Genomic DNA, 22,199 nt, shown 5'->3' on the forward strand with positions numbered 1-22,199 from the left:
TAAGGCACGGGAAAGTCGGTCGCCGCCAGGTCTTCCAGTCCTCCCTCACAAACGCGGGGTGGAGCAGCCCGGTAGCTCGTCAGGCTCATAACCTGAAGGTCATAGGTTCAAATCCTATCCCCGCAACCATGAATAAGCGTCTGAAAAGACAAAAGAAAAGCCACCCAATCGGGTGGCTTTTTTTGTGCCTGAAACGCGGCGCAGGAAACACAATGCCTGGAAAAGAGCTACTTATCCTGATCTTTCCTCCAAAATGAGCCCATCTACATGAAGGGGCGAATGCGCCTGCGATAAGCGAACGGTCTATCAGGCGAGGATCAGGACAACTGGAGCGTGAGAACCCCACGAACGGGCTCGGGCAATATTTCGCCAGCAGACGCTGCGGCGATCTTCAATGCACAATAGAAATTACCAGCATTAGCTGCTTGGTTCAGATAACACACATCTCTCTGCTTGAAATGGTCTGCGCTTCAGGACAAAGCCTTGCTGATCAGGTCATCAAGTGAACCCTCTTTTCCATTGTATCGGGTCAGCGGCAGAAGCAAACCGTCTATCGCAAGTACGGCCAACCCGTGAACCTTTGCCCATAGCGCTGCCATGGCGGCCTCATGCGGCACATCGGAATGCGTCTTGTTCACCGTAAGGGTAATAAGCCTGTCAAAAGCCCGGGTTGATGCCGCAGCCAGGGCAGCATTGTCAGGGTTGACGGCATCACTGCGAAACATCAGCGTAAACAGGCTTGGATTGTCAATCGCGAAGCGCACATAGGCCAGGCCCATATCCTGGGGTGTCCTGGTATGTTCGGGGGACATGGCCGCAGCCAGTTCATCGAATCCCTGTGCAGCCAGTGCGCTGAGCAGCCCGGTCAGATTGCCGAAATGCGGGACGGCAGCCGTGGCGGAAACACCGGCATGGCGCGTAATGGCCCGGAGTTTCAGTGACCCGATGCCGTCACGTTCCAGCAGGGTGCGGGCAGAATGTAGCAATGCCTTGTGCAGGTCCCCATGATGATAGCTGCTTTTGGCTTCCGCGGTCATTCCGATCTCCTTCCTCTATAACTTTACACTGTAAAAATAACTTGACGAGCGCTTTTTGCATCCCTCATTCTTTACAATGTAAAGTTTTGAGGAAACAATGCGGACCAACAGACCCCCGATTGAGCGGGAAATCGACGCGCGCGGACTTCCACTGGAAGGGAAACTGCCCTCTGGCCTGCGCGGAACCCTGTATCGCAATGGTCCCAATCCCCGGGCAGGGGTAGCAGATCATCACTGGTTTCTGGGGCCGGGCATGATCCACGCCATTTCGTTAGGGGAGGAGCAGTGTGCCTATCGCAACCGTTGGGTTCTGCCGCGCGATGAAAGGGGGCTGGGCAAAGCCAATACGCATGCCATTTTTCATGCCGGATCGATCATGGCTCTGGAAGAAGCGCATGCACCGGTTGCCCTGGTGCCAGAGACACTGGCCCGCACCGGAGCAACGTACGCGCCGGGGCCTTTCACGGCGCACCCGAAGCATGATCCGCTTACAGGCGAACTCGTGTTCTTTGGTTACGCCGCCGACGGTGCAGGGTCGCGCATGATCCGTTGCGGGGCCTTGAACAGGTCCGGGCACAGGGTATGGGAAACACGCTTCAGCGCACCATTTTGCAGCATGGTACATGATGTGGCCGTAACATCCCGGCATATTGCCCTGCCTATCCTGCCACTTGCACGGCAGGCTACGTCGGGAAATGACGCGTCATTCGCTTTTGCGTGGCATCCCGAACTCGGTGGTCATCTTGCCGTGCTGGCACGTGGGGCGTGCGGAGACGCCGTGCGGTGGTATGAAGCCCCAACCGTTTATGCTTTTCATATCGTCAATGCGTGGGAAGATCGTGATCGCCTGTATCTCGATCTGTTCGTGTATGACGCGCCCCCGCTGTTTCCCGGGCCGCAGGAGAGGATACCCTTCTGCCAGAATGCCCGTCCATGCCGCTGGAGTGTTGCCCATGATGGCCATGGCCCGGTGCGTGTGGAACCCCTGCACGACATGGTGGGAGAATTTGGCCGTATTGATGATCGCATCGCCGGTTCCCGCTACAGTCAGATCTACTGCACCAGCCGCCGTCATCCGGGAGCGCCCGGTTTTCAGGCCGTTGCCCGCCTGGACCTGATGCACGGTGCGATCGACCAGTTCGATTTTGGCAGCCAGGCCTTCGTCTCTGAACCTGTCTTCGTGCCGCGGCAGCACCATGCCGGACCGGATGACGGCTGGCTGCTGAGTCTGGTCTGGCGGCCTGATTTCGCGCAATCGCGGCTGGTCATTTTTGATGCGGGTCATGTGGCGGATGGCCCGGTGGCCTCCGTAACCCTGCCCCAGAGGGTTCCGGATGGTTTTCACGGCAGTTTTGTGTCCGATGTCTTCCTTGATCTGGAGAGGGCCTTATGAGCCGCCAATCTGCTTTCCGACGCATCATGCCTGAAGTGGGAGGTCTGCTGTTGTTCTGGGGGCTTGGGGCGCTTGGACTGGGACTTTACGCGAGTGCTGCCGTTATCCTGTTTGTCATCGGCGATGGTATCATGCGCTGGTGGCGAGGTCTGGACTTTCCACGCGTCTGGCTCCTGTTTAACGGACTGGCCCTGATCCTGGCGCTTCTCGGACCTGTTGTCTGCGCGGGCAGGATGAACGTGCGGATCGAGCCTGTTCTGACAAGTTATCTTGTCGGCATTGTCTTCATGATCGGAGCGCTGGGCCGTAAGCCGATCGTGCAGGATATTGCCGAGCAGCGGCAGGGTGCCCCCTTTGCGGCTGACCGTCATGACCTGCGCATGTTCTTTCGGGTCTTTACGTGGGTCTGGGCTGCCTATTTCTTAATCAGGGGCAGTGTTTATCTCTGGCTTGCCCACACCATGCCGTCTGGCCGCATGGGCCTGCTGGAGAACATCATCAGCCCGGCCAGTTTAGTGGCCATGATTCTGGTCAGTTCTAAAGGGAAAGCACTGTTTCAACTCGGGTGCCGTGCAGGGATTTTTACGGTGGACAGGCGGGCATAGGGCATTTTTCCCCTCGACCGGCTAAAAAACATAGTACAATTTCAATACGCATATTCTTTATATATCATTTGACGGGAAGCCCCTGTGAAGATTCATTACCTTGTTACAAGTCTGGAAAACGGTGGAGCGGAATTTGCCATTCCTTCCATAGTGCAAAGTCTTGAAAGGCATGGCTGTACAGTGGAAGTTATTGCCTGCGAGCCACGAGATATGAAAGCGGCACCTAAACTGGATGCCGCGCATATTCCCTATACGGTCATGTTTGACCGAAGGCATAATTTTATTGACTATACTAAAGCCTATTTAAAAATAATCAAAAAATCCCGGCCCGATATCATCTGGACTTCGTTAAGTGGCGCCACGATTGTAGGCCAGTTTGCGGGTGTTATGGCCAATATTCCGGTTGTTAGCTGGAAGCATAGTGCTGCAGTCAGAATTTATACGCAGATATTCCGTAAATTATCCAAGCTCTGGATTGCAGACTCAGCGGTAGTTGAAGAATTTCTAAACAAACGCATGAAAATACCCAGATCCAATATCCTGTCATGGCCCCTTTATTTTTGTAGTGATATCCTTCCTGTCCGCTCTTATTGGGATGGTACACGTCCCCTGCATTTAGGCAGCATGGGACGCTTGAAAGAACAGAAAAATTATTCTGTTCTTATTGATGCCATATATAAGTTTTTACAAAAAAATCCTGATTTTAAGCGTAGGCTTAAAGTGTCCATTTCCGGAACGGGGCCTCTGCAGCCAATGCTGCAGGAGAAAATCAACCGGCTCTCATTGCAGGATAATTTTACGCTTATGGGATATGTTGAAGATACTGAAGCATATTTATCTTCATTAGATGTTTATATACAGCCCTCTACGTTTGAAGGCATGTGCCTGGCGGCACATGAGGCCATGGCCGCGGGCCTGCCAGTTATTGCATCTCCTGTGGGTGAACTTGCCTATAGTGTCATTAATGGCCAAACAGGCTTTTTATTATCCGGCAATATTGAGGAGGGTATTGTAGAGTCTCTTGAAAGCATTTTTCAGAAACCATATCTGGTGAAACAGTATGGACAGAATGCCCAGAAATTTGTTGCTGAAAAATTTAGTTTAAAGAAATTCGATGCAGCAAGTCTGCGCATTGTCACAAAAATAAAGAAAGAAATTCTCAAAATCTGACAGATTTATCAGCCAGTCAGACTATCTGGCTGGCATGACCTCATGACAATGACAGGATTTTTCAGAGCCGGGAGATAATCATCGGATAAAAAATGGAGTGGACAAGGATCACCGCGCTATCAAGAGAGGCTATAACGGGAGCCTGACCCCAGCTTTGATTATCGAAAGCCATCAGGCAATGTTCTGAAAGCATCAGAACTATTGCAGAGAGCATTCGCGAAAGGTTTTCCGGCAGGATCGGATAAGTCAGACTGCATCGCTTTCATGCCATGTTTATTTGATTGAGGTAATCAATAATGGCTGTTGCTGCTCTTTGTGATGCTCCCAACAAAGGCATGGTGCCAAATGTTTTTCTGATCATTTCTTTCTGTGCATCCAGATATAAATAATGCTGTTCCTTTGCCCTCCTGATTGCCGGCATGATGTCATTTCTATTCTCTACCACTTCTCCAAATTCCCAATGTTTGAAATAAGGGTTGCCTTGCCACTTGATCTTATGGGGGTTCAGAAAAACGCAGGGACGTGGTTCAATAATAAATTCGTAAACCTGACTGCTTACATCACCAACATAAATGGAAGAATTTGATGTATATGTCATGTTAACGGAATTTATTGATCCTGTGTCAATGTATACATTCTCTGAATTTCTCCTTTTCAATAAAAACTCATTAACAAAATAGCCTTCATGAAACATCTTTACATGAGGAGAAATGACAAGATCATAATAATTTTGGTTTTCAAACGATTCTATTATGAAATTTTTCCATTTATAGTATGATGTCTGAGATTTTTTGTAATGAGGATTATAAAGGACAATAGGTTTGTTCTTGGGGAAAATAGAAAATTCTTCTGCCTTAATGGCATTGAATATATCAAATTTGGGATATCCTATGGATGTTGATTTTTCTTCAGTTGTAAAACCCTCTTTTAAAAAATAGTTTCTTATTTTGGGGCCAGGAAAAAGCACAAAATCAAAATACTTGACCATATACTCATTTCTGACTTTCCGGTCTCCTGCGCCATGTTTGATCAAAATGAGTTTCGGTTTTTTCAGCCCCTGTTGCTTTAAAAAGGCGGCAGTATTTTCAGTTGAAATGATGGCATCATAATTATTGAGCTCTTCAATGTTTTCTCTGAAGACATGGCTCTTTTCCCGATCCAGACGCCGACCAATATGCAGAATTTTTGTAAATACTGATTTCTGGAATGGCCTGATCGATAAGGAATCATTGCCCCCAAAAAGCGTCCTGATGTGCCGAAGATGTTCAGCACTGTCAGAAAAGCTATAATACTCTGTTACTGAACAATCAGGCAAGGCACTCAAGGCACTGGCCACGGAAGCCGCATGATAACATTGATATGGCTCGGCAATATAAACAAATGCAATCTTGACGGTCATCGTGTCTACTCAATGCAGGAGTGTAGAAAATATTTATTAAACTGACCCAGAACATGCGGGCCGGGACTTTGATATTACGCCGTCGCCAGAACGCCATATACCCTTGAGGAAACCGGATATTTATTGCCCGGATTCTTCGATCCTGTTTCCTGACAATGAATACTCATCAGTGGTTTCCTTTAGTCCATATGGTGCTGCCATTGATATCATGTGGTTGAACGGGGGCGACGGTACACGTGAGAGAACACCTGAAGGGCACGTGCGGAACACCAGACAAACATGATCACGGAAGCCACTACCGAAGCGGAAGCAGCACCCCAGATCCCCCACCGTTTGGTAAAGACAAAAAGAACCGGCATATAAATCAGAAGCGTGAAAATTTTAGCACGCAGAATGGTCGGAACCTTCCCCATGACGGTCAGGAAAGGCTCAAGAGGAACAATTGTAATGTCAATCAGCACGCTGACAGCCAGAATACTGACCAATACCCCGCCATAATAGGAGTGATAGTGAAGCATATAATCGAGAATCGCATTGCCGGCGCTCAGGGATATGATAAGGACCGCAACGCCGAGGAGCGCAATCGTTCCGAAGATGCGCATCATTGTATGGCGTAGACCTTTCCAGTCCTGTTCATCCCGGAAGCGGATAAATTCAGGATACAGGGAAGGAATCAGCATGCCTGCCGGCTTGGATAATGCATTGGTAATCTGTGATGCGACCCTGAAGATGGCGGCATCTGACGCACCAATCCATGCACCGATCAGCAGGGTGGAAATCTGTTTTGAAAATGAATCGAGTATCTTGCTTGTGCTTGTGCCGATCGTTAATTTCCATATTCCTGGAATTTTTACTGTCGGAACAAAGAATTCCTGCCAGGAAAAGCGTCTTTCCACATTTTTCCGCACGAGCCAGAACGCAACGCCATTATAGAGCAAAAATAGAACAAATTGTGTCGCACACCAGACCAGAAGAAAAAAGACCAGATTTTCCCTCAATTCATAACCAATGAATGTCCCCGCCGTACGCGTAAGGGAACCGACCATTTCAACTATGGTGGCCATTTTGAATTTGTTCAGAAGCCGCATGACCCCGACAGGCCAGCCTCTGTTCATGAATAAAATGAATACAGTGCACAGTTCAGCAGTACTACAGATACTGTCAGGCCATCCCATGGCATGGCTGAACAGCATGATTCCCACAATCCCCACAATCATTCCGAACAGACCGCTGATCATATCCGATCGCATGCAGAAAGCCAGAATCTGATGAAAGTACCGATGTTTCCGTTCATGGAACGGGGCCGTGCCAAAATGTAGCAAAGGCTGCCAGGAATGAAGATGCGTAATGTCCGAGATCAACATGACGTAGCTCGTAATGAGCAGAAGCTGGCCAAAGGCATCCAGCCCGATTGTCTTTACAGTCCATGGAATATAGATGAAACTGCATACAGCATTGACCACCCGGCCAAATGCGATAATACTTGTATTGCTTATAATCCGGGAAAATGCGCTTTTGTTAGTGCCATTTTTCACGAGGAGAAAGCTCTGCAACGATAAAGACGTGGAAACCGGGCGCCAGGATAACCGTCGGACATCTTTCCTCCCCTTGCGTTGATCTGGTGTCGCTGCCCTATAGCGCACAGGCGGATGTTCATCAAATAGGCCATGCACCGCGTGGCGGCCCAAAGCGTAACCGCTGGCGCATGCAGCGTTCCTTATCCGTGCCCATCGTGGCGCGACATCCTGACCAGACGACAGAACCATCCCGTCATGGCGGAATCAAGACGCAGTAATTTTTCCCCATCCATCTGCAATGACGTCAGTCTTCCTTCCGGGCGCCTTCCGCCTTGAGCTCAGCCCTGAAATGCCATGCTGTGCCGCCAGGGTAAAAACAGCCGCTCAATTTTGCTGTTGCCGGATATATGGCGCGTCCGGCAGGGCAATCTGCTCCATGATCCGCCGCACAGGGACTGACTGTATTGCTGTTCCCGTCCTCAATGGGGAACGGGTAGACGGGCATGGCGAGAGTCGGCCCCATCGGCACGGGACTGGCGTGGTGTCGGGGTGAGGAGCGCAACGTTGAGGAGGCTGAACGGAGCGCGGTTTGTAGTCTGGTGCCTGCCCCGGAACGGACCGGTCATTTTGGATAATCTGTCAGCATATGAACGGACTGGCGTGGAGATGATGGTGAAGGTAACAGGTCCAGACTGGCTCCTCAGGCATTTATCGTTTGCAACACTGTGTAAAAAAAAGGGTTTCATTCGTTAGAAAACGTTGACGAAAAGTCGAGAAGATCGGTAGAACGCGACGGTACCGTTTAGCCGGATACACATAAGGGTGAATGAGCGTGAGGACTGAGTTGAACGTGGAGCAGAAATTGCGTGAGGCATTGCGTCCGCGTTTTTATCTCACATCTGCCAGTGTCACGGTTACCCCGGCGCCCAGGTCATTCTGCTACAGCGAGACAAAGCAGATTTTCTCATCAGTGATGGGATAATTTCATGCCTGATCCTGTTGTTATCCGCTCTGGTACCGACATTGTTATAACACTTGCCTGTTCTAAAGACCTGGTGCCGGAAAGCGGGTGCCAGATCGGTCCTGATGACGTCCTGCGTACTGTTAACGTTGATGATAGCAGGTCGTATCGTGGCCAATCGGGCAATCTGATATCCTCAAACCTGCAGGACGGTTTTGAGGCGGGTGCCTTGCGGAGCATCTGTCATGGTCTGGGCTGCCGTAATGCGCCGACTGGCTTCGTGGCCAGCACAATCACCGGTGCGGCCCTGAGGGCCTGGGACCGGCAGTCGAGCAACCATTCGCATATTGTACCGACAGAGTGTTCTGCCAATGTAGCGGCCGGGCCATGTACGTCACTCAGAATGGGGGACTGGCAGACACAGGGGCGCTCATCACGGAATATTGAACTGAACGGGCATTATATTTCCCGCCAGCCAGACCTGTTGAATATGGATGACAGCATCTATCGATCCCATGTAAGGCAGGGTAACGCTTCGCGATGGTTTATGTCCGTGGTGGCACATTGATATGGCCCAGTCGGAAATAGATAGCCGTGAGTACAAGATGCTGATCTGCAAGTTTGGGGTTGTTATTGATTGTGATGCTGCTACAGATGTTAAATAGCACTATGATTGATAATAACAATAATAGGCCAAACGCTCCGATTATTGCGTTTATAGGATGTGACGGGGCAGGAAAGTCCAGGCTTTCCGTGGAAACAGCCCAGCTCCTGAACACGAAGCGTAAAACGGTTCATGTATATCTTGGGCTGGGGTCTGGCGACCTGGGCCGGCGCATTGAAAAAATACCATTCATCGGGCCATATATTGCGCGTGTTTCATCACGTAAGGCCAAGAAAACCCGTACGCCGGGAACCAATATCCCCGGATTGCTGACTGCCCTTGTTGTGTTTCTGTTCTCTTGCAAGAGGTACTGGGCATTCAAGCGCCTTCTCAAGGCACATCACGACAATATTCAGATTGTTACGGATCGTTATCCGCAGGCAGAATTGGCCGGATGCTGTGATGGTCCAGGTTTATCTGCCGGGTATACGAACAACCCGGTTATTGCATGGCTGGTTGATGTCGAAAAGCGCCTCTACCAGAAAATGGCCGACGTGCATCCGACTGTTGTGATCTTTCTGGACGTAGATTTACAGACTGCGATCAGCCGAAAGCCAGATCACAATATGAATCTTCTTGCGACAAAAATTGAAAAAACACGCTTGCTGCGTTTTGGTGGTGCCCCAATGGTAAAAATTGATGCATGCCAGAGCTATGATAACGTTAAAAAGCAGGCATTTTCTGTAATAGAAAAATATACAAACGAAAAAGTAAGTTAAAATTACTTATTTTATTAGAGTCTGGCTGTAAGTTACAGGAAATAAGTCAGAACTCAGGTTAGAATATTAGCTTGTTATGCAATGGTTTGCGCGCGTTTTTTGGATGAAACCTGTAATAGGACAGAATGTCGTAGCCACCGGCTGGATGTGCTGCGGTCTATCCAGACGGATTGTGCTCGCGTTTCAGGCGCGCCATCCGTTACGTCTCTTTTGCCCTCACATTGAAACCACCAGATTACCGTAGGAATTCCAATGCCGAACTGTTTGGTTACTTGCGCGGACTGAGCCGCCCGCTGCGCCATGCGCAGTGGATGTGCTCCGCAAGGGGGCTTGGGGCCGTAAGGAGCAGGCAGGTACGGTCCTATTAATCACCATAAAATTTAATAAGTTCTTCCAGCAGTTCTTTGACTCTGGCTGGAATAATGATTTTATCCTTGTGATAATTTAATTTACCTGAGAATGCCTGTTCAACGAGAACATCATGCTCCTCGCCCATTAGCCCATTTATGGCACTCAGAAACCGGGACATCTTATAGTAATCTTCACACGGATATAGAGTTCGAAGCGTATCAAAAAATGAGACATGACGACTGATAATCTTGCGGACACTATGAAACTGCGCAGGCGTTACTGAATCTGTATTTAAATACTTTGGTATTTTCTGGATATCTTTTTTCAAGTTATCATAGAAATTGTCAATATATGGTGCTGCATCGAGTACACTTTTGCGCCTCAGTTTTTCAAATGGTGCACTGAAAAATACTTTAAGCAGGATACCCAGGTACAAGGTTTTTTTGGGCAGGCCATTACGAAAAGCGTCCTGCACTTCGCCCATTAATGTTGAAGTGACTTCGTATAGGAATGGCCGCTTATGGCGATAAGTATAAAGTATAAAGGCAAAGCCCATGTGCTTATATTTTGCGCGAATATATTTATAATCCAGTCTTTCACTGGGTAAGAGATCTCTGTGTTTTATAATATTTTTTATTAATGATTGTGCCTGTGAATAAGAAATGCCCTCCACCCATAACTGACGGCAAAGATGAAAGCATTCGGTGATCTGAACTGCCGAGAAGCCTGTTGGCCGTGCTTCCGGCAAGGCGACATGCGGGTCTACAACATCGTCGACAAGAATTGCCTCAAAGAGGGTTTCCAGAGCCTGCGGCGGAAAATGTTTACGTACAGCCATTATCGGGTAACCTGCAAAAAAGAAAAACGCTTCATGAGACAAGATTGTCCATTAATTGTTTTTGATGCGCTCTCCGTAAGGTAAGAAAATAGAACAGGCATTAAATATGTGGGTAACCGTAAGCTTTCAACACGGCGGAAACATGCTTGCATGCGGTTGATACGACCGTTTCTATTGGCAGGGTTGCATCAAGGTCAACAATCCTGGCGCCATTAAAACTTAAACGCGGCACATCCTGTACTTTCTGTTTGAGTGATTCTGGCCGATGATCTGGTTTTCGCGCGAGGGCGGTCTCCAGGTCAACGTTCAGACGTAGAACAAGATCAGGCCGGAACTGCGCCATCTGTGTGTAAACTTTTTGCTCACATTTCGTCAGAAATTTTACAAAAGCATTATTGGGTGTGCGGGAGACCAGATTCGGTCCATCCATTGGCCCAGGAACCACAGCCTGAGGATAACGGTCCGCGAGAATAACGTAGCCAGACTTATGCAGTTTTCGCATATGCCTGAACCGGATCAACCTGCGCATTGATAAAATAAAAATAACAAGCGCCGTAAATACGCTTGCGCCTTTCGCATCGCGCGTTTGGGATGCCTTTTTGGCAATCCGCGTGTCGATGGAACGCCCGACACCCGGTATGCGCGCTATGGCGCGCCCCCAGCTTCCCGTCTGTTTACCTAAATGGCAGAATTTGACCGGGGCACGCTTTGCTATCCACTGATACAGCAGGCCGCCAACAGTTGTTTTGCCACTACCATCAGAGCCGACTATGGCAATAACAGGTACTTTTCTTCCAGCAACCGGTTCATAGTGAACAATTTCATCCTGATTAACTATTGTATCAGAAAAGGTCGATTGCGGCACGTAGAAGAAATCCCTGACTTTTAAGGCACTGGAACCTAGCAGGTCAGGAGAATATCACAATCGCGAAAACCCTTGAATCCTTTTTGCAATTACCCTTGCGCCGTCTGCTCATACGGGTTGTCAGGGTGTGAGACGGCACGCGCCAGAAGAGGCCAAAAAGCCGGGCTGGTTCGTGGTGAGCCGCTGGTGCCCATGTTCATAATGTCCGCCGCGCGCCCGGGTGGAAACAGTTCCAGGCGCATCTCGACATCGCCATCCTCCGCCTTGCACGTTCAGGCGCCTGGCGTGATGGGCAGATTGCGGTGTCGCCTGCCAGTCGCATGGAAAATGGCGTTGGCAATGGCTGCCGCCGTCCCGCACATGCCGATTTCGCCCACGCCTTTGACGCCGAGCGGGCTGACTTCATCATCGTGCTCGTTCACGAACAGCACGTCCATGTCCGGAATGTCGGCATGGGTCGGGATGTGATATTCGGCAAAGTTGTGATTCATGAAGCGGCCGACGCGCTCATCCATCAGCGACTCTTCATGCAGCGCCATGCCGGTCGCCATCACCATGGCGCCGCGTATCTGGCTTGCGGCTGTTTTCGGGTTCAGGATCCGCCCGGCGGCTACGGCATTGACCAGACGGGTCACGCGCACGGTGCCGAGTTCCGCATCCACGCGCACCTCGCAAAAAACCGCGCTGTGCGTGAAACGCGCCTTGCGCATCTGGCTGATTTTTCCCCGCAGCCCCGGTTTCGCGGTTTCTTCAGCTTCAAGCGCGTCGTAGCCCGCAAGAGACAGGGCATCGGGAAGCGAGAGACTGACCGGCCCGTTTTCAGTCACGTCATGCAAAATGCCGCCTTCCAGCGTCACGGTGTCCTGCTTTACCCATGGCGGGGCATTTTTACTTCTGGCAAGCATGTCGATCAGTTTCCTGCGCAGGCTCAGGCAGGCCAGCCACACAGCCGCCCCGGCGGAGGCCGCCGTCCATGATCCGCCTTCCGTCGGGCATTGCGGCAGGGTGGAATCCCCCAGTTCGACATCAATCCGGTCAAGCGGCATGCCAAATGCCTCCGCTGCGGTCTGTGCAAGGATGGTATAGGTTCCGGTGCCGATATCGGAGGCCGCCGTGGCAATATGTAGCCGCCCGTCCTGTCCCAGCCGGGCGCGGGCGGAAGTGGGGGAGAACATGGCATCCCATATGCCCGTTGCCATGCCCCAGCCGATCAGTTCCCGGCCGTCACGCATGCTGCCGGGCGGCATGGAACGGCGCTGCCAGCCAAAATGCCGCGCGCCCTGGGCCATCGCCTCCCGCAGCGCCTTGCTGGTCAGGGGCATGTCATGCATGGCGTCAGTATCGGAATAGTTGTGCAGACGGAATGCCAGCGGGTCCATGGTGCAGGCATAGGCCATTTCATCAATGGCCATTTCCAGCAGGTTGACGCCGGTTGCGGCCCCGGGGGCCCGCATGTCGCTGGACGTATAGGTGTCGCGCGGCGCGACCTTGTAATCCGCCGTGGCGTTCGGGCACCTGTAATTGATCAGCCCCCAGATGACGATGTTTTCCATATTGTGCTCGAAGCGCGATGTATCGGTCACCCCTTCAACAATCATGGACTGCAGCGTCCCGTCCCGGCTGGCGCCAAGGGCGATGTCCATGATCGCTTCGGGGCGGAAGACATGGGTGAACATCTGCGGTCGCGTCAGGGTCACGCGCACCGGGCGCTTCAGCATCTTTGCCGCCAGCGTGGCGAGGAAGACATTATACACCGCCCGCAGGCCCGAGCCGAATGCACCGCCCACGTAAGGGTTACGCACGCGCAGCCGCGCCTTTGAAAGGGCAAGGGCACCTGCCAGATAGGCCTGCACCGCCTGCGGGCCCTGTGTCTTGTCCCAGACCGTAAACGCGCCATCATCTTCAATGATGACAGTCGTGGCGTGCATCTCCATCGGGTTGTGGTGTTCGGGCGCCAGATGATAGCGGCCCTCGACCTGCACGGTGCTCAGGGCATAGGCCCGGGCCGCGTCGCCCCGGGGTCTGGGCGGCACGTAATTGCTGCGTGTTTTCGATGGCATGTATTTCTGGTGCAGGGAAACTTTAAAATCCGCATTGTGCGGCCATCGCTCGTAATCGACCCTGACCAGCATGGCGGCCTCACGCGCGGCCTCGAATGTTTCGGCCAGAACAACGGCAACAGGCTGCCCGTTGAAGTGGATTTCACCGTCATGCAGTGGCCTGTACGGAGCACCGGGCACGCCAAGGCCATCCATGTAGGCTTTCTCGAACAATGCGGTATGGGGCCGGTTGAGGTGGGTCATGATCTCGACCACACCGGGAACTTGCCGGGCCGCAGCGTCATGAACGGTGTCTATCCGCCCGCGTGCGATGGGACTGTTGACGACGACACCATACAGCATGCCCGGCGGATGGGGTTCGGCGGCGTATTTCGCCTGTCCGGTCACTTTCGCAATACCATCGATCCGCGAGACGGATTGCCCGACCGGCGTGGATATGACGTTCATGGCGACTGTCCTTCAGCGAATGGTCTTGTCTGTCTGCGATTGCGGCGTGCCGGATACCGCCTGCCACAACGCGCGTTCGATCACGCGCGGCGCCAGCCGGATCTTGGCGGCGTTGTCACGGTCCGCCGTGGCCCCGTGCAGCAACCGCCCGGCAACATCGCGGAAAAGCGAATGCGAAGGCGGCCTGTCATCAAGCAGCGCCTCGGCCTCCGGCACGCACCACGGTTTTGTGCCCATGCCCCCCAGCGCGATGCTGCCGCGCCCGATCCGGCCATCCTTCATGCACAGGCCCACGGCCACCGAGACGATTGCAAACGCGAATGAAAGCCGGTCCCGGACCTTGAGATAGGTATGGTGCGGACCGAACGGTGCGGGCGGCAGGTCGATGGCGGTCACGATTTCACCCGGTTGCAGGATGTTGTCGCGCCATGGCGTCTCACCGGGCAGGCAGTGATAGTCACGCACGCCAACCGTGCGTTCACCGTCCGGGCCATGCAGGTTGACCGTGGCGTTGAGGGCGGCAAGGGCGATGCACATGTCGGAGGGGAAGGTGGCGATGCAGGCGTCACTGGTGCCCAGCACGGCCATGATCCGGTTGCGCCCGCCACGTGCGGCGCATCCCGTGCCGGGCGAACGCTTGTTGCAGGCCATGGCCGGGTCATAAAAATAATGGCAGCGCGTTCTCTGGTTCAGGTTGCCGCCATTGGTGGCCATATTGCGGATCTGCGGGCTGGCACCGGCAAGAATGGCCGAGGCGAGCAGGGGATACCGTTCGACCACAAGGGGATGGGCCGCCGTATCGGCATTGGTCACAAGCGCGCCAAGACGCAGTCCGCCATCGGGCTGGTCTTCGATATGGTGCATCGGCAGGGACCCGATATCGATGACATGGGCCGGGCGTTCGACATCCGACTTCATGAGGTCGATCAGGTTTGTCCCGCCTGCAAGGAAGCGCGTATGTCCGGCATTGTGGCAGGCTTCATCGAAGGTGGCGGGGCGGGAATATGCAAAATGCCTCATGCAGCTTCTCCCGCCTGGTTGCGGTGCTGCAGGGCCACGACCCGTTCGATGGCGTCGATGATGCCGTTATAGGCGCCGCAGCGGCACAGATTGCCGCTCATGAACTCGCGTATTTCCGCGCGGGAATGGATATGGCCTTCATCCAGCAGGGCAATGGCCGACATGATCTGCCCCGGCGTGCAGTAACCGCACTGGAAGGCATCCGCATCGATAAAAGCCTGCTGCATCGGGTGTAACCGGCCATCGTGAGCGATCCCCTCGATGGTCGTGACCGCGGCATCGGGGATCGAGACGGCAAGGATGAGGCAGCTTTTGACCCGCTTGCCATCAACCAGCACGGTGCAGGCGCCACATTGGCCATGATCGCACCCCTTTTTCGTGCCGGTCAGGTCAAGCCGCTCCCGCAGCAGGTCGAGTAGCGTGACGGATGGCGGCAGATCGGCAGAGTAGCCCTGTCCATTGATCTGGAGACGGCACGGGACGGCGACAGACACATGGGTCATGGGAAATCGCTCCGGCGGGTATCGGGTTCTGTCGGGGGTAGTACAGGGTTTAAGGCATCAGCAGGCTGCCGGTTGCGCCTTCATGCATTATAAAGGGAGGCATGAAATTTCCCCGGCATGGCGTCTGGCAGGCCGTCATCACCATAACCGGTACGTCTTTATTTTCGATGCCGGGAGAATGTGCCCATATCAGAGATTGTTTGAAAACAGATCATTGATAAAAAATAAGAAAAGGTTTTGGGTGCCGCCTTATTTTCAAAAAGGCGGCATCTTCTGAAGCTTTTTGGAAAAAGCTTCACCAAAAACCTTTATAATTTCAGGATATGGAGCCTGACGTTTCAAACAGATTTTCAGTCAGATATTGGAACGGGTGATAGTGCAAAAGCGCCGGGAGCAACCCGCGTCTGTCAGGGCACGCTGACAGAAACATCCAGCTCATATGATGACTGATCTATCGTGCGGTTCTGCCGGATGACAGTGATGGCAGGATCCTGGGGCAGCAGGCAGTTCACCAGCCAGACCGTTCCGGGCCCATTACCCCGATTATGGTAGGCCAGATGGTTGTCGCCCTGCCGAAAGCGGCCCTGCATCGTCAGTTCAAGGTCAATGACCCCAGTCCCCGTTTGCAGTGCGGCAGGCGACGGAAACGTCATGGCCCGCACAAGCAGGGGACCGGACCGCCCGTTGAGGGAAAGCGACAGGGCCTGCATGATGCGGGACACATAGGCGTGCTGCTCGCTGAGCGACAGGCTGCCATCGTCGTTGCGGTCGATCTCGTGGATGACGCCGGGCGCGACATCCACGCCGGGCGTCAGCCGCAGATGCAGCGCGATATGATCGCGCGTGAGGCTGAATGTGGTGGCCTGCAGATATTCATCCAGCCGGTGCGCCTGCGCTGCGGCGGGCAGGGCCAGCAGGGCAATGGCCGTGAAAAGAGCCTGTGCGGCCCGGCTCATGGATGGGTAAACCGGCTGCCATAACGATCAGTCGGGTCGCGGTAGACTGTATGGACATGCAGCGTCGGGTCACCGCCCACGCCTTGCGGTGAGAACTCGATTAGCAGACGTGGCCCCTGAATGCGGTAATAGGAAGACCCGTTGCGGTCGGGTTCATGGGTGGTCGGGCCACTCCACGCAAACCATGTCTGATCCAGACCGGCCCTGATCTCCGCCAGGCGCGGGGCGGCATAGGCTTCGTTGATGATCCCGGCCCATTCGGTGATGATATCCATCAATGCCTGCTTTTGCGTGGCATTCAGCGCGTCACCCCTGATGCCTTCCGGCACGAGGGTTTCCCCGTCATGGCCCGGCCCCTGCACAAGATCCTCGACCCTGTAGGGCAGGATGGCCTGCTTGCGCTGTGTTTCATCAAGCGAATCAAGCAGCGCAAAGGCCTTGTCGCTTTCGCCCGCCAGCACGCGCACCATCTGCCCGTCGTGCTGGTACAGCGCCGGTTGCGCGCCGGTCAGGGTAGGGGTCATGACGCCGTGCGGGCCGTCAATGACAAGGTTCAGGCCCATATGATGGCCACCGAACTGCACCATCCACGCTCTGGTCTGTGAGGGTTCGCCAAAAATCGCAATGGTATAGACCGCCTCGCCCGAGGCAAATTGCGTGCCGCCATCGGCAAGGGCCTGGTCGGCACCCATGATGTCGCGCACCTTCTGGTATCCCTTCGCACTCAGCAGGGTCTGGAGCAGGTGCAGGGCGGCGGTGCGCTGTTGCGGTGTCAGATGGCCCATCTGCACGCCGGGCCGCGGCACGTCGCTTACGGGAAAGTTTGACCATACCGACTGACCATAACGCTCACCCACGAAGCCGCCCGGCGGCCCCATGCCCGGCCCGTGTTTGGTGGGGGCCTGTGCTTCGGCATCGGTTACGGGCAGGGCGGGCTGGTCGGGCGCACTGCGGCGGAAGCGGGCCAGAGTGCCTGATTTCTGCACCACAAAAGGAAACTGCACGGACCTGCGGGCCTGCGGATCGAAGCTGTCGAGGAAAGACCGGGCCGCTTCCACGGCTTCACCCGTCTGGCTGGCGGGCGTGACAGTTTCCGTGGCAGGCGGGGCGGAGGGTGATGGCGCGCCATGTGCAGGGGCAGGCAATGCGGCCCAGAACAGGCTGCCCGCTATCCATAATCCGGTCTTCATCCTGTCCCCTGCTCTTGCTCAAAAGGCTGCACCCGAAAACTTTTATCTTTTTTATCAAAGTGCCTGCCACCGGGCTGAACGACAAGGGGGTCGGACCTGAAAACCGCTGGGCCTGTCCCTTCCGCAAATCGAAGTCATTACCTGCGGGAAATGGGGGTTGCCCGCCACCTGCGTCTGGGGATCATGTGGCGACATGAACACTGTCGCTCCTGCACAGGCGGCGGGTGGGCCGGTCATCCATGCCGCGCCGCCACGGCCTTCCTATATTCCGCCTTTTGGCCTGCGCACGGTCATTGGCTGCCTTGGCATGCTGCTGGCCGTGCATGTGGCGGGGTTCAACGAGCATGTGACCGAGATCGGCCTGTCCGATATCCGGGGCGCGATGCATATCGGTCACGATGAGGGCACGTGGGTCATCGCCATCTACGAGGCGTTCAACATCGCCGCCATGGCCTTTACGCCATGGTTTTACATGACGTTCTCGATCTACCGCTTTTCCATTTTTATGACGGCGGCACTCGCCCTGTTCTCCATCCCCGCGCCGTTCATGCCCGATGTCACATCGCTGTGCATCCTGCGTGCCTTTCAGGGGCTGGCGGGGGGCTGCCTGCCGCCCGTGCTCATGACCGTCATGCTCAAATACCTGCCACCCCAGATCCGTGTGTTCGGCATCGGGGGGTATGCCATGAGCGCGACCTTTGGCCCCAATCTGGGCCTGCCGCTCGAGGCCTTCTGGTTCGAGCATGTCGGCTGGCACTGGCTGTACTGGGAGATCATTCCCACCGCCGCCCTGGCCATTGCCATGATGGCCTATGGCCTGCCGCGTGATCCGATGCATTTCGAGCGTTTTGAGAAATTCAACTGGCTTGGCATCCTTGTGGGGCTGCCGGCCATCTGCTCGCTGGTCATCGTGCTGTATCAGGGCGACCGGCTGGACTGGTTCCGCTCGCCTGTCATTACCGATCTGAGCTTCTGGGGCGGGGCTGCGTTCATCGTGTTCGTCATCAACGAGGCCTATCACCCCAGCCCGTATTTCAGGATTCAGTACTGGCGTTCGCGCAACATCCAGGCGTCGCTGCTGTCGCTGGTGGGCATTCTGGCCATCTGTTCCATCATGGGTAATATCCCGGCCACCTATCTCGAGGTCGTGCGCGGCTACCGGCCCATTCAGGCGGCCCCGGTCTCGCTGGTGGTCGCACTGCCGCAACTGATCATGCTGCCGCTGATCGCGGCCATCTGCAACAGGCGCAGGGTGGACTGCCGCTTCGTGCTGGCGGGCGGCATGCTGTGCCTGGCCGCTGCCGCGTGGCTGGGCACGTGGCTGACGGTGGACTGGGTGCGCGACAATTTCTACCTCATCCAGATCCTGCAGGTCTTTGGCCAGCCCATGACCGTCATCCCCACGCTCATGCTGGCCACCATGGCCATGGGGCCTGCCGATGGCCCGTTCATTTCGGGCATGGTGAACATGCTCAAGGGGCTGGCCAATGCCGTGGCCTTCGCCCTGTTCGGCGCGCTGACCCGGCGGCGCGAGCAGTACCATTCCACCATGCTGCTCGACCACCACGGCACACACCAGCTGGCCCTGCAGGGCATGGGCGATCCCATCAACGGCCAGCTTGCCGCCACCTCGCCCGACAGCATGCATGTGGCGCGCAACACGCTGCAGGTCTTCCACACCTATGTGCATGAACAGGCGCTCGTGCTGGCGCTGAACGATATCTACTACATCCTCATCTGGGTCTGCCTTGGCTACGCGGTCATGAATCTTGTCCTGCCGCACCGTGTCTATCCGCCGCAGGCCCCTTCACCCGATACTCCTGCCCGTTAATCCGGAATTACTGATCATGATTTACAAGAAACCGCTGCTTTACGCAGGTTGCGCCGCTGCCGTGCTGGCCCTTGTGGCATGGGGAGGGACGCGCCTGGTCAATGGCGATGGCATCAACCAGTACACCAACGATGCCTACGTTACGGCGGACTTTCCCACGGTGGCGCCCAAGGTTTCGGGCCGCATCGACCGGGTGATCGCACAGGATAACGAGCAGGTGCATGCGGGCGAGGAACTGGCCCATATCGAGGATGATGACTACCGCGCCGCCCTTGAGGTGGCACGCGGCAACAGGCAGGCGGCGCAGGGTGATGTCGCCAATCTTGAAGCTGAAATCGCGCGTCAGGATTCCGTCATCGCACAGGCGCGCGCCGCAGTGCTGGCCGATCAGGCGGACCTGATGTTCGCCCGCCAGAACGCCACGCGCTATCGCAACCTTTCTTCCGGCGGGGCTGGCACGATCGAGCAGAAGCAGCATTCCGAGGCGCAGGAAAAGGAGGCCGGGGCCGCCATCGCCCGCGACCAGGCCGGGGTGGATGCCGCCACAAGGCAGGTGGCCGTGCTGCAGGGTCAGCTTGAACGTGCACAGGGCGTGCTGGTGCGCACGCGGGGTGACGAGAAGCAGGCCGAACTCAACCTCTCCTACTGCACCATTCCCGCACCCATGGATGGCGTGGTGGGCGAGCGTGGCGTGCGCGTGGGGAACTACGTGCATCCGGGCACGGGCATTCTGGCCGTGGTGCCGGTGCATGCGGCCTACGTGCTGGCCAATTTTCAAGAAACGCAGCTGACAAAGGTGCAGACCGGCCAGCGTGCGACCATCTGGGTTGATACCTTTCCCGGCCACCCGCTCAAGGCGCATGTTGACTCGCTCGCCCCTGCCACCGGCGTGGCATTTGCGCCCATCCAGCCCGATAACGCGACCGGCAACTTCACCAAGGTGGTGCAGCGCATTCCGGTCAAGCTGACATTCGATCCTGACCAGCCATTGGCCGACAAGGTGCGCGTTGGCATGTCGGTCGAAGCGAATATCGATACATCCTCCACCCCCGAAGGCCCGCATGCCAATGATGCCCGTTATGTCTGGCAGTAAGGCCGTGAAGCGCTTTCTGCTCGTGGGGCTTTCGGCGCTGGCGGTAGCGGGCTGCACGGTTGGCCCCAACTACCACAAGCCGCAGGTCAAGGCGCCCGCACAGTGGCGCGCCACCCAGCCACCGGCTGAAAGTCAGGTCACCATGGCCACGACCGACCCGCAGTGGTGGACGCTGTTCAACGACCCCATCCTGACCCGGCTGGAAAACGAGGTGGCCAGCGCCAACCTCGACCTCAGGGCGGCAGGCCTGCGGCTGTTGCAGAGTGTGGCCGAGCGGCGCATCGCCAGTGCCGCGCAGCTGCCGCATGCCGAGGCCAATGCCTCCTACGGGCGCGAGCGGGCTTCCACCAATGGCGTGCTCGGGCTGCTGGGCACCATGGAGCGCGAGGGGGCGGGGTCCATCGCCTCGGGCACGCAGGGTTTTGGCCCTACGGCGCTGCCCGGCAGTATTGGCAACCCGTCTTTCAACCTGCCGCAATATGGCATGAACGCCTCATGGGAGGTGGACCTGTGGGGGCATGTGCGCCGACAGGTGGAAGCCGCTACCGCCGCCATGCACGCCACCGAGGAAATGCGGCGTGATACCCTCGTCTCGCTTATGGCCGAGACCGCGCAGGACTATATCGACCTGCGCGCGACACAGGTGCAGCTTGGCATCCTTGAACACAACATCGCGGTGGCTGACAACAGCGTGCGGCTGACTACCCTGCGCTTTCAGCAGGGGGCGGCGACCCGGCTCGACGTGGCGGAGGCCACCGGCCAGCTTCATACCTTCACATCCCGCCTTGCGCCGCTCAGGGCACAGGTCACGCATCGGCTCAATGCGCTCAGCTTTCTCGTGGCGCGTGAACCCGGCGCGCTCGATGCCGAACTCGGGCCGCCGGGCATCATCCCCGTCGTGCCGCCTGCCATTCCCGTGGGGCTGCCCTCCCAGCTTGCCGAGCGCAGGCCCGATATCCGCATGGCCGCCGACCGGCTGCATGCGGCAACGGCCAGCATTGGCGTGGCCATTGCCGACTTTTTCCCCCGCATTACCCTTTCGGGCAGTCTGGACGTGCAGGCCCTGCAGTTCAGCGGGCTGGGGTCATGGGCCTCGCGCCAGTATGGTTTTGGCCCCACGGCCACGCTGCCCATCTTTGAGGGTGGCCGCCTGACCGGGCAACTGCACCTGCGCCGCGCCCAGCAGAAGGAGGCGGCCACCATGTTCCAGCGCACGGTGCTCAAGGCGTGGCAGGAAATTGATGACGCCATGGCCGATTTCACCGCAGCCCAGCGTCGCCGCGATGAACTGACCGAAGCCGTGCATGAAAACGAGATCGCGGTGGACACCGCCAAGGCGCAGTACGTGCAGGGGTCATCCGACTTCCTCAACGTGCTGACGTTGCAGAACGCACTCCTGTCCTCACAGAGTGCTGAGGCGGACGCCACGGCCCATGTGGCGCTGTCAGTCACCAATCTCTACCGCGCGGTTGGCGGCGGGTGGGAGAGCCTCTACCCTGAAAAACAGAAGAAGGCCCGCAAACATGCCTAATTGATCAAAAACAAGAAAAGTTTTTGGGTATCGCCTTTTTTCAAAAAGG

General features: G+C 55.6%; 18 protein-coding genes and 1 tRNA gene. 9 read left to right on the plus strand and 10 right to left on the minus strand.

The genetic code is table 11. The features are described from left to right. Positions 1–52 precede the first annotated feature (52 nt). Positions 53–129, plus strand: a tRNA-Met gene (locus CDI09_RS13600). A gap of 341 nt (positions 130–470) precedes the next feature. On the opposite strand, the gene CDI09_RS13605 is transcribed toward CDI09_RS13600, so the two are convergent. Beyond that, the gene (locus CDI09_RS13605; RefSeq protein WP_408884501.1) at positions 471–1,043 is read right to left on the minus strand and encodes a TetR/AcrR family transcriptional regulator; all 573 of its coding nucleotides are present in this window, start codon (positions 1,041–1,043) and stop codon (positions 471–473) included. A 91-nt stretch (positions 1,044–1,134) separates the two neighbouring features. On the opposite strand from CDI09_RS13605, the gene CDI09_RS13610 reads away from it, so the two are divergent. The 3 genes from CDI09_RS13610 (at position 1,135) to CDI09_RS13620 (ending at position 4,205) form a co-directional block, all read left to right on the plus strand. Continuing rightward, complete coding sequence (locus CDI09_RS13610; protein WP_078525389.1) at positions 1,135–2,430, plus strand: carotenoid oxygenase family protein; 1,296 nt, start codon at positions 1,135–1,137, stop codon at positions 2,428–2,430. After that, positions 2,427–3,035, plus strand: coding sequence for a DUF3159 domain-containing protein (locus CDI09_RS13615; protein WP_078525387.1), 609 nt, complete (start codon positions 2,427–2,429; stop codon positions 3,033–3,035). Before CDI09_RS13610 ends, CDI09_RS13615 begins: the two co-directional genes overlap by 4 nt. A gap of 84 nt (positions 3,036–3,119) precedes the next feature. Then, positions 3,120–4,205: a glycosyltransferase gene (locus CDI09_RS13620; RefSeq protein ID WP_078525385.1), complete on the plus strand. Its 1,086-nt coding sequence runs from the start codon at positions 3,120–3,122 to the stop codon at positions 4,203–4,205. Positions 4,206–4,467: 262 nt separating this feature from the next. Here the strand turns inward: CDI09_RS13620 and CDI09_RS13625 are convergent, their stop codons facing one another. Together CDI09_RS13625 and CDI09_RS13630 are read right to left on the minus strand one after the other, a co-directional pair. Continuing rightward, positions 4,468–5,604 carry a CDP-glycerol glycerophosphotransferase family protein gene (locus CDI09_RS13625; protein WP_110571361.1) on the minus strand — a complete coding sequence of 379 codons (1,137 nt, stop codon included), beginning with the start codon at positions 5,602–5,604 and terminating at the stop codon, positions 4,468–4,470. A 206-nt stretch (positions 5,605–5,810) separates the two neighbouring features. Continuing rightward, positions 5,811–7,370 (minus strand): lipopolysaccharide biosynthesis protein, encoded by a 1,560-nt coding sequence (locus tag CDI09_RS13630; RefSeq protein WP_146220884.1) that lies wholly within the window; start codon positions 7,368–7,370, stop codon positions 5,811–5,813. Positions 7,371–8,107: 737 nt separating this feature from the next. On the opposite strand from CDI09_RS13630, the gene CDI09_RS17790 reads away from it, so the two are divergent. Both CDI09_RS17790 and CDI09_RS13635 read left to right on the plus strand, forming a co-directional pair. Further along, a complete protein-coding gene (locus tag CDI09_RS17790) occupies positions 8,108–8,650 on the plus strand; it encodes a hypothetical protein (RefSeq protein ID WP_146220885.1) in 543 nt (180 codons plus the stop codon). Positions 8,651–8,835: 185 nt separating this feature from the next. Next, the gene (locus CDI09_RS13635) at positions 8,836–9,465 is read left to right on the plus strand and encodes a nucleoside/nucleotide kinase family protein (protein ID WP_146220886.1); all 630 of its coding nucleotides are present in this window, start codon (positions 8,836–8,838) and stop codon (positions 9,463–9,465) included. Between the two features lie 364 nt (positions 9,466–9,829). Here the strand turns inward: CDI09_RS13635 and CDI09_RS13640 are convergent, their stop codons facing one another. The 7 genes from CDI09_RS13640 to CDI09_RS13670 form a co-directional block, all read right to left on the minus strand. Further along, a complete protein-coding gene (locus CDI09_RS13640; protein ID WP_078525377.1) occupies positions 9,830–10,654 on the minus strand; it encodes a hypothetical protein in 825 nt (274 codons plus the stop codon). A gap of 100 nt (positions 10,655–10,754) precedes the next feature. Further along, positions 10,755–11,519 (minus strand): dTMP kinase, encoded by a 765-nt coding sequence (locus CDI09_RS13645; RefSeq protein ID WP_236944435.1) that lies wholly within the window; start codon positions 11,517–11,519, stop codon positions 10,755–10,757. Positions 11,520–11,791: 272 nt separating this feature from the next. Continuing rightward, a complete protein-coding gene (locus tag CDI09_RS13650) occupies positions 11,792–14,026 on the minus strand; it encodes a xanthine dehydrogenase family protein molybdopterin-binding subunit (protein WP_078525375.1) in 2,235 nt (744 codons plus the stop codon). A gap of 12 nt (positions 14,027–14,038) precedes the next feature. Beyond that, the gene (locus tag CDI09_RS13655; protein ID WP_078525373.1) at positions 14,039–15,046 is read right to left on the minus strand and encodes an FAD binding domain-containing protein; all 1,008 of its coding nucleotides are present in this window, start codon (positions 15,044–15,046) and stop codon (positions 14,039–14,041) included. Further along, entirely contained in the window at positions 15,043–15,549 is a 507-nt protein-coding gene (locus CDI09_RS13660; protein ID WP_078525371.1) for a (2Fe-2S)-binding protein, read from the minus strand. The genes CDI09_RS13655 and CDI09_RS13660 overlap by 4 nt, the downstream gene beginning before the upstream one ends. 407 nt (positions 15,550–15,956) lie before the next feature. Beyond that, entirely contained in the window at positions 15,957–16,505 is a 549-nt protein-coding gene (locus tag CDI09_RS13665) for a hypothetical protein (protein ID WP_078525369.1), read from the minus strand. Then, the gene (locus CDI09_RS13670; protein WP_078525367.1) at positions 16,502–17,695 is read right to left on the minus strand and encodes a DUF3500 domain-containing protein; all 1,194 of its coding nucleotides are present in this window, start codon (positions 17,693–17,695) and stop codon (positions 16,502–16,504) included. Before CDI09_RS13670 ends, CDI09_RS13665 begins: the two co-directional genes overlap by 4 nt. A gap of 193 nt (positions 17,696–17,888) precedes the next feature. Here CDI09_RS13670 and CDI09_RS13675 point away from each other — a divergent pair, with 193 nt between their 5' ends. The 3 genes from CDI09_RS13675 to CDI09_RS13685 are packed head-to-tail and all read left to right on the plus strand — an operon-like array spanning position 17,889 to position 22,150. Then, the gene (locus CDI09_RS13675) at positions 17,889–19,526 is read left to right on the plus strand and encodes an MFS transporter (RefSeq protein ID WP_078525365.1); all 1,638 of its coding nucleotides are present in this window, start codon (positions 17,889–17,891) and stop codon (positions 19,524–19,526) included. A gap of 16 nt (positions 19,527–19,542) precedes the next feature. Next, positions 19,543–20,619, plus strand: a complete 1,077-nt coding sequence (locus CDI09_RS13680; protein WP_078525363.1) for an HlyD family secretion protein — start codon at positions 19,543–19,545, stop codon at positions 20,617–20,619. A gap of 4 nt (positions 20,620–20,623) precedes the next feature. Then, entirely contained in the window at positions 20,624–22,150 is a 1,527-nt protein-coding gene (locus CDI09_RS13685) for an efflux transporter outer membrane subunit (RefSeq protein WP_078527849.1), read from the plus strand. Positions 22,151–22,199 lie beyond the last annotated feature (49 nt).

The organism is Komagataeibacter nataicola (assembly GCF_003207795.1).
In the GTDB taxonomy this organism is placed as follows: domain Bacteria; phylum Pseudomonadota; class Alphaproteobacteria; order Acetobacterales; family Acetobacteraceae; genus Komagataeibacter; species Komagataeibacter nataicola.

Bases quoted from the DNA above. Each gene is read 5' to 3' on its own strand.
- CDI09_RS13610 (WP_078525389.1), top strand. From the start codon at position 1,135: ATGCGGACCAACAGACCCCCGATTGAGCGGGAAATCGACGCGCGCGGA.
- CDI09_RS13640 (WP_078525377.1), bottom strand. From the start codon at position 10,654: ATGGCTGTACGTAAACATTTTCCGCCGCAGGCTCTGGAAACCCTCTTT.
- CDI09_RS13655 (WP_078525373.1), bottom strand. From the start codon at position 15,046: ATGAGGCATTTTGCATATTCCCGCCCCGCCACCTTCGATGAAGCCTGC.
- CDI09_RS13650 (WP_078525375.1), bottom strand. From the start codon at position 14,026: ATGAACGTCATATCCACGCCGGTCGGGCAATCCGTCTCGCGGATCGAT.
- CDI09_RS17790 (WP_146220885.1), top strand. From the start codon at position 8,108: ATGCCTGATCCTGTTGTTATCCGCTCTGGTACCGACATTGTTATAACA.
- CDI09_RS13665 (WP_078525369.1), bottom strand. From the start codon at position 16,505: ATGAGCCGGGCCGCACAGGCTCTTTTCACGGCCATTGCCCTGCTGGCC.
- CDI09_RS13625 (WP_110571361.1), bottom strand. From the start codon at position 5,604: ATGACCGTCAAGATTGCATTTGTTTATATTGCCGAGCCATATCAATGT.
- CDI09_RS13630 (WP_146220884.1), bottom strand. From the start codon at position 7,370: ATGGTTCTGTCGTCTGGTCAGGATGTCGCGCCACGATGGGCACGGATA.
- CDI09_RS13615 (WP_078525387.1), top strand. From the start codon at position 2,427: ATGAGCCGCCAATCTGCTTTCCGACGCATCATGCCTGAAGTGGGAGGT.
- CDI09_RS13660 (WP_078525371.1), bottom strand. From the start codon at position 15,549: ATGACCCATGTGTCTGTCGCCGTCCCGTGCCGTCTCCAGATCAATGGA.
- CDI09_RS13680 (WP_078525363.1), top strand. From the start codon at position 19,543: ATGATTTACAAGAAACCGCTGCTTTACGCAGGTTGCGCCGCTGCCGTG.
- CDI09_RS13675 (WP_078525365.1), top strand. From the start codon at position 17,889: ATGAACACTGTCGCTCCTGCACAGGCGGCGGGTGGGCCGGTCATCCAT.
- CDI09_RS13670 (WP_078525367.1), bottom strand. From the start codon at position 17,695: ATGAAGACCGGATTATGGATAGCGGGCAGCCTGTTCTGGGCCGCATTG.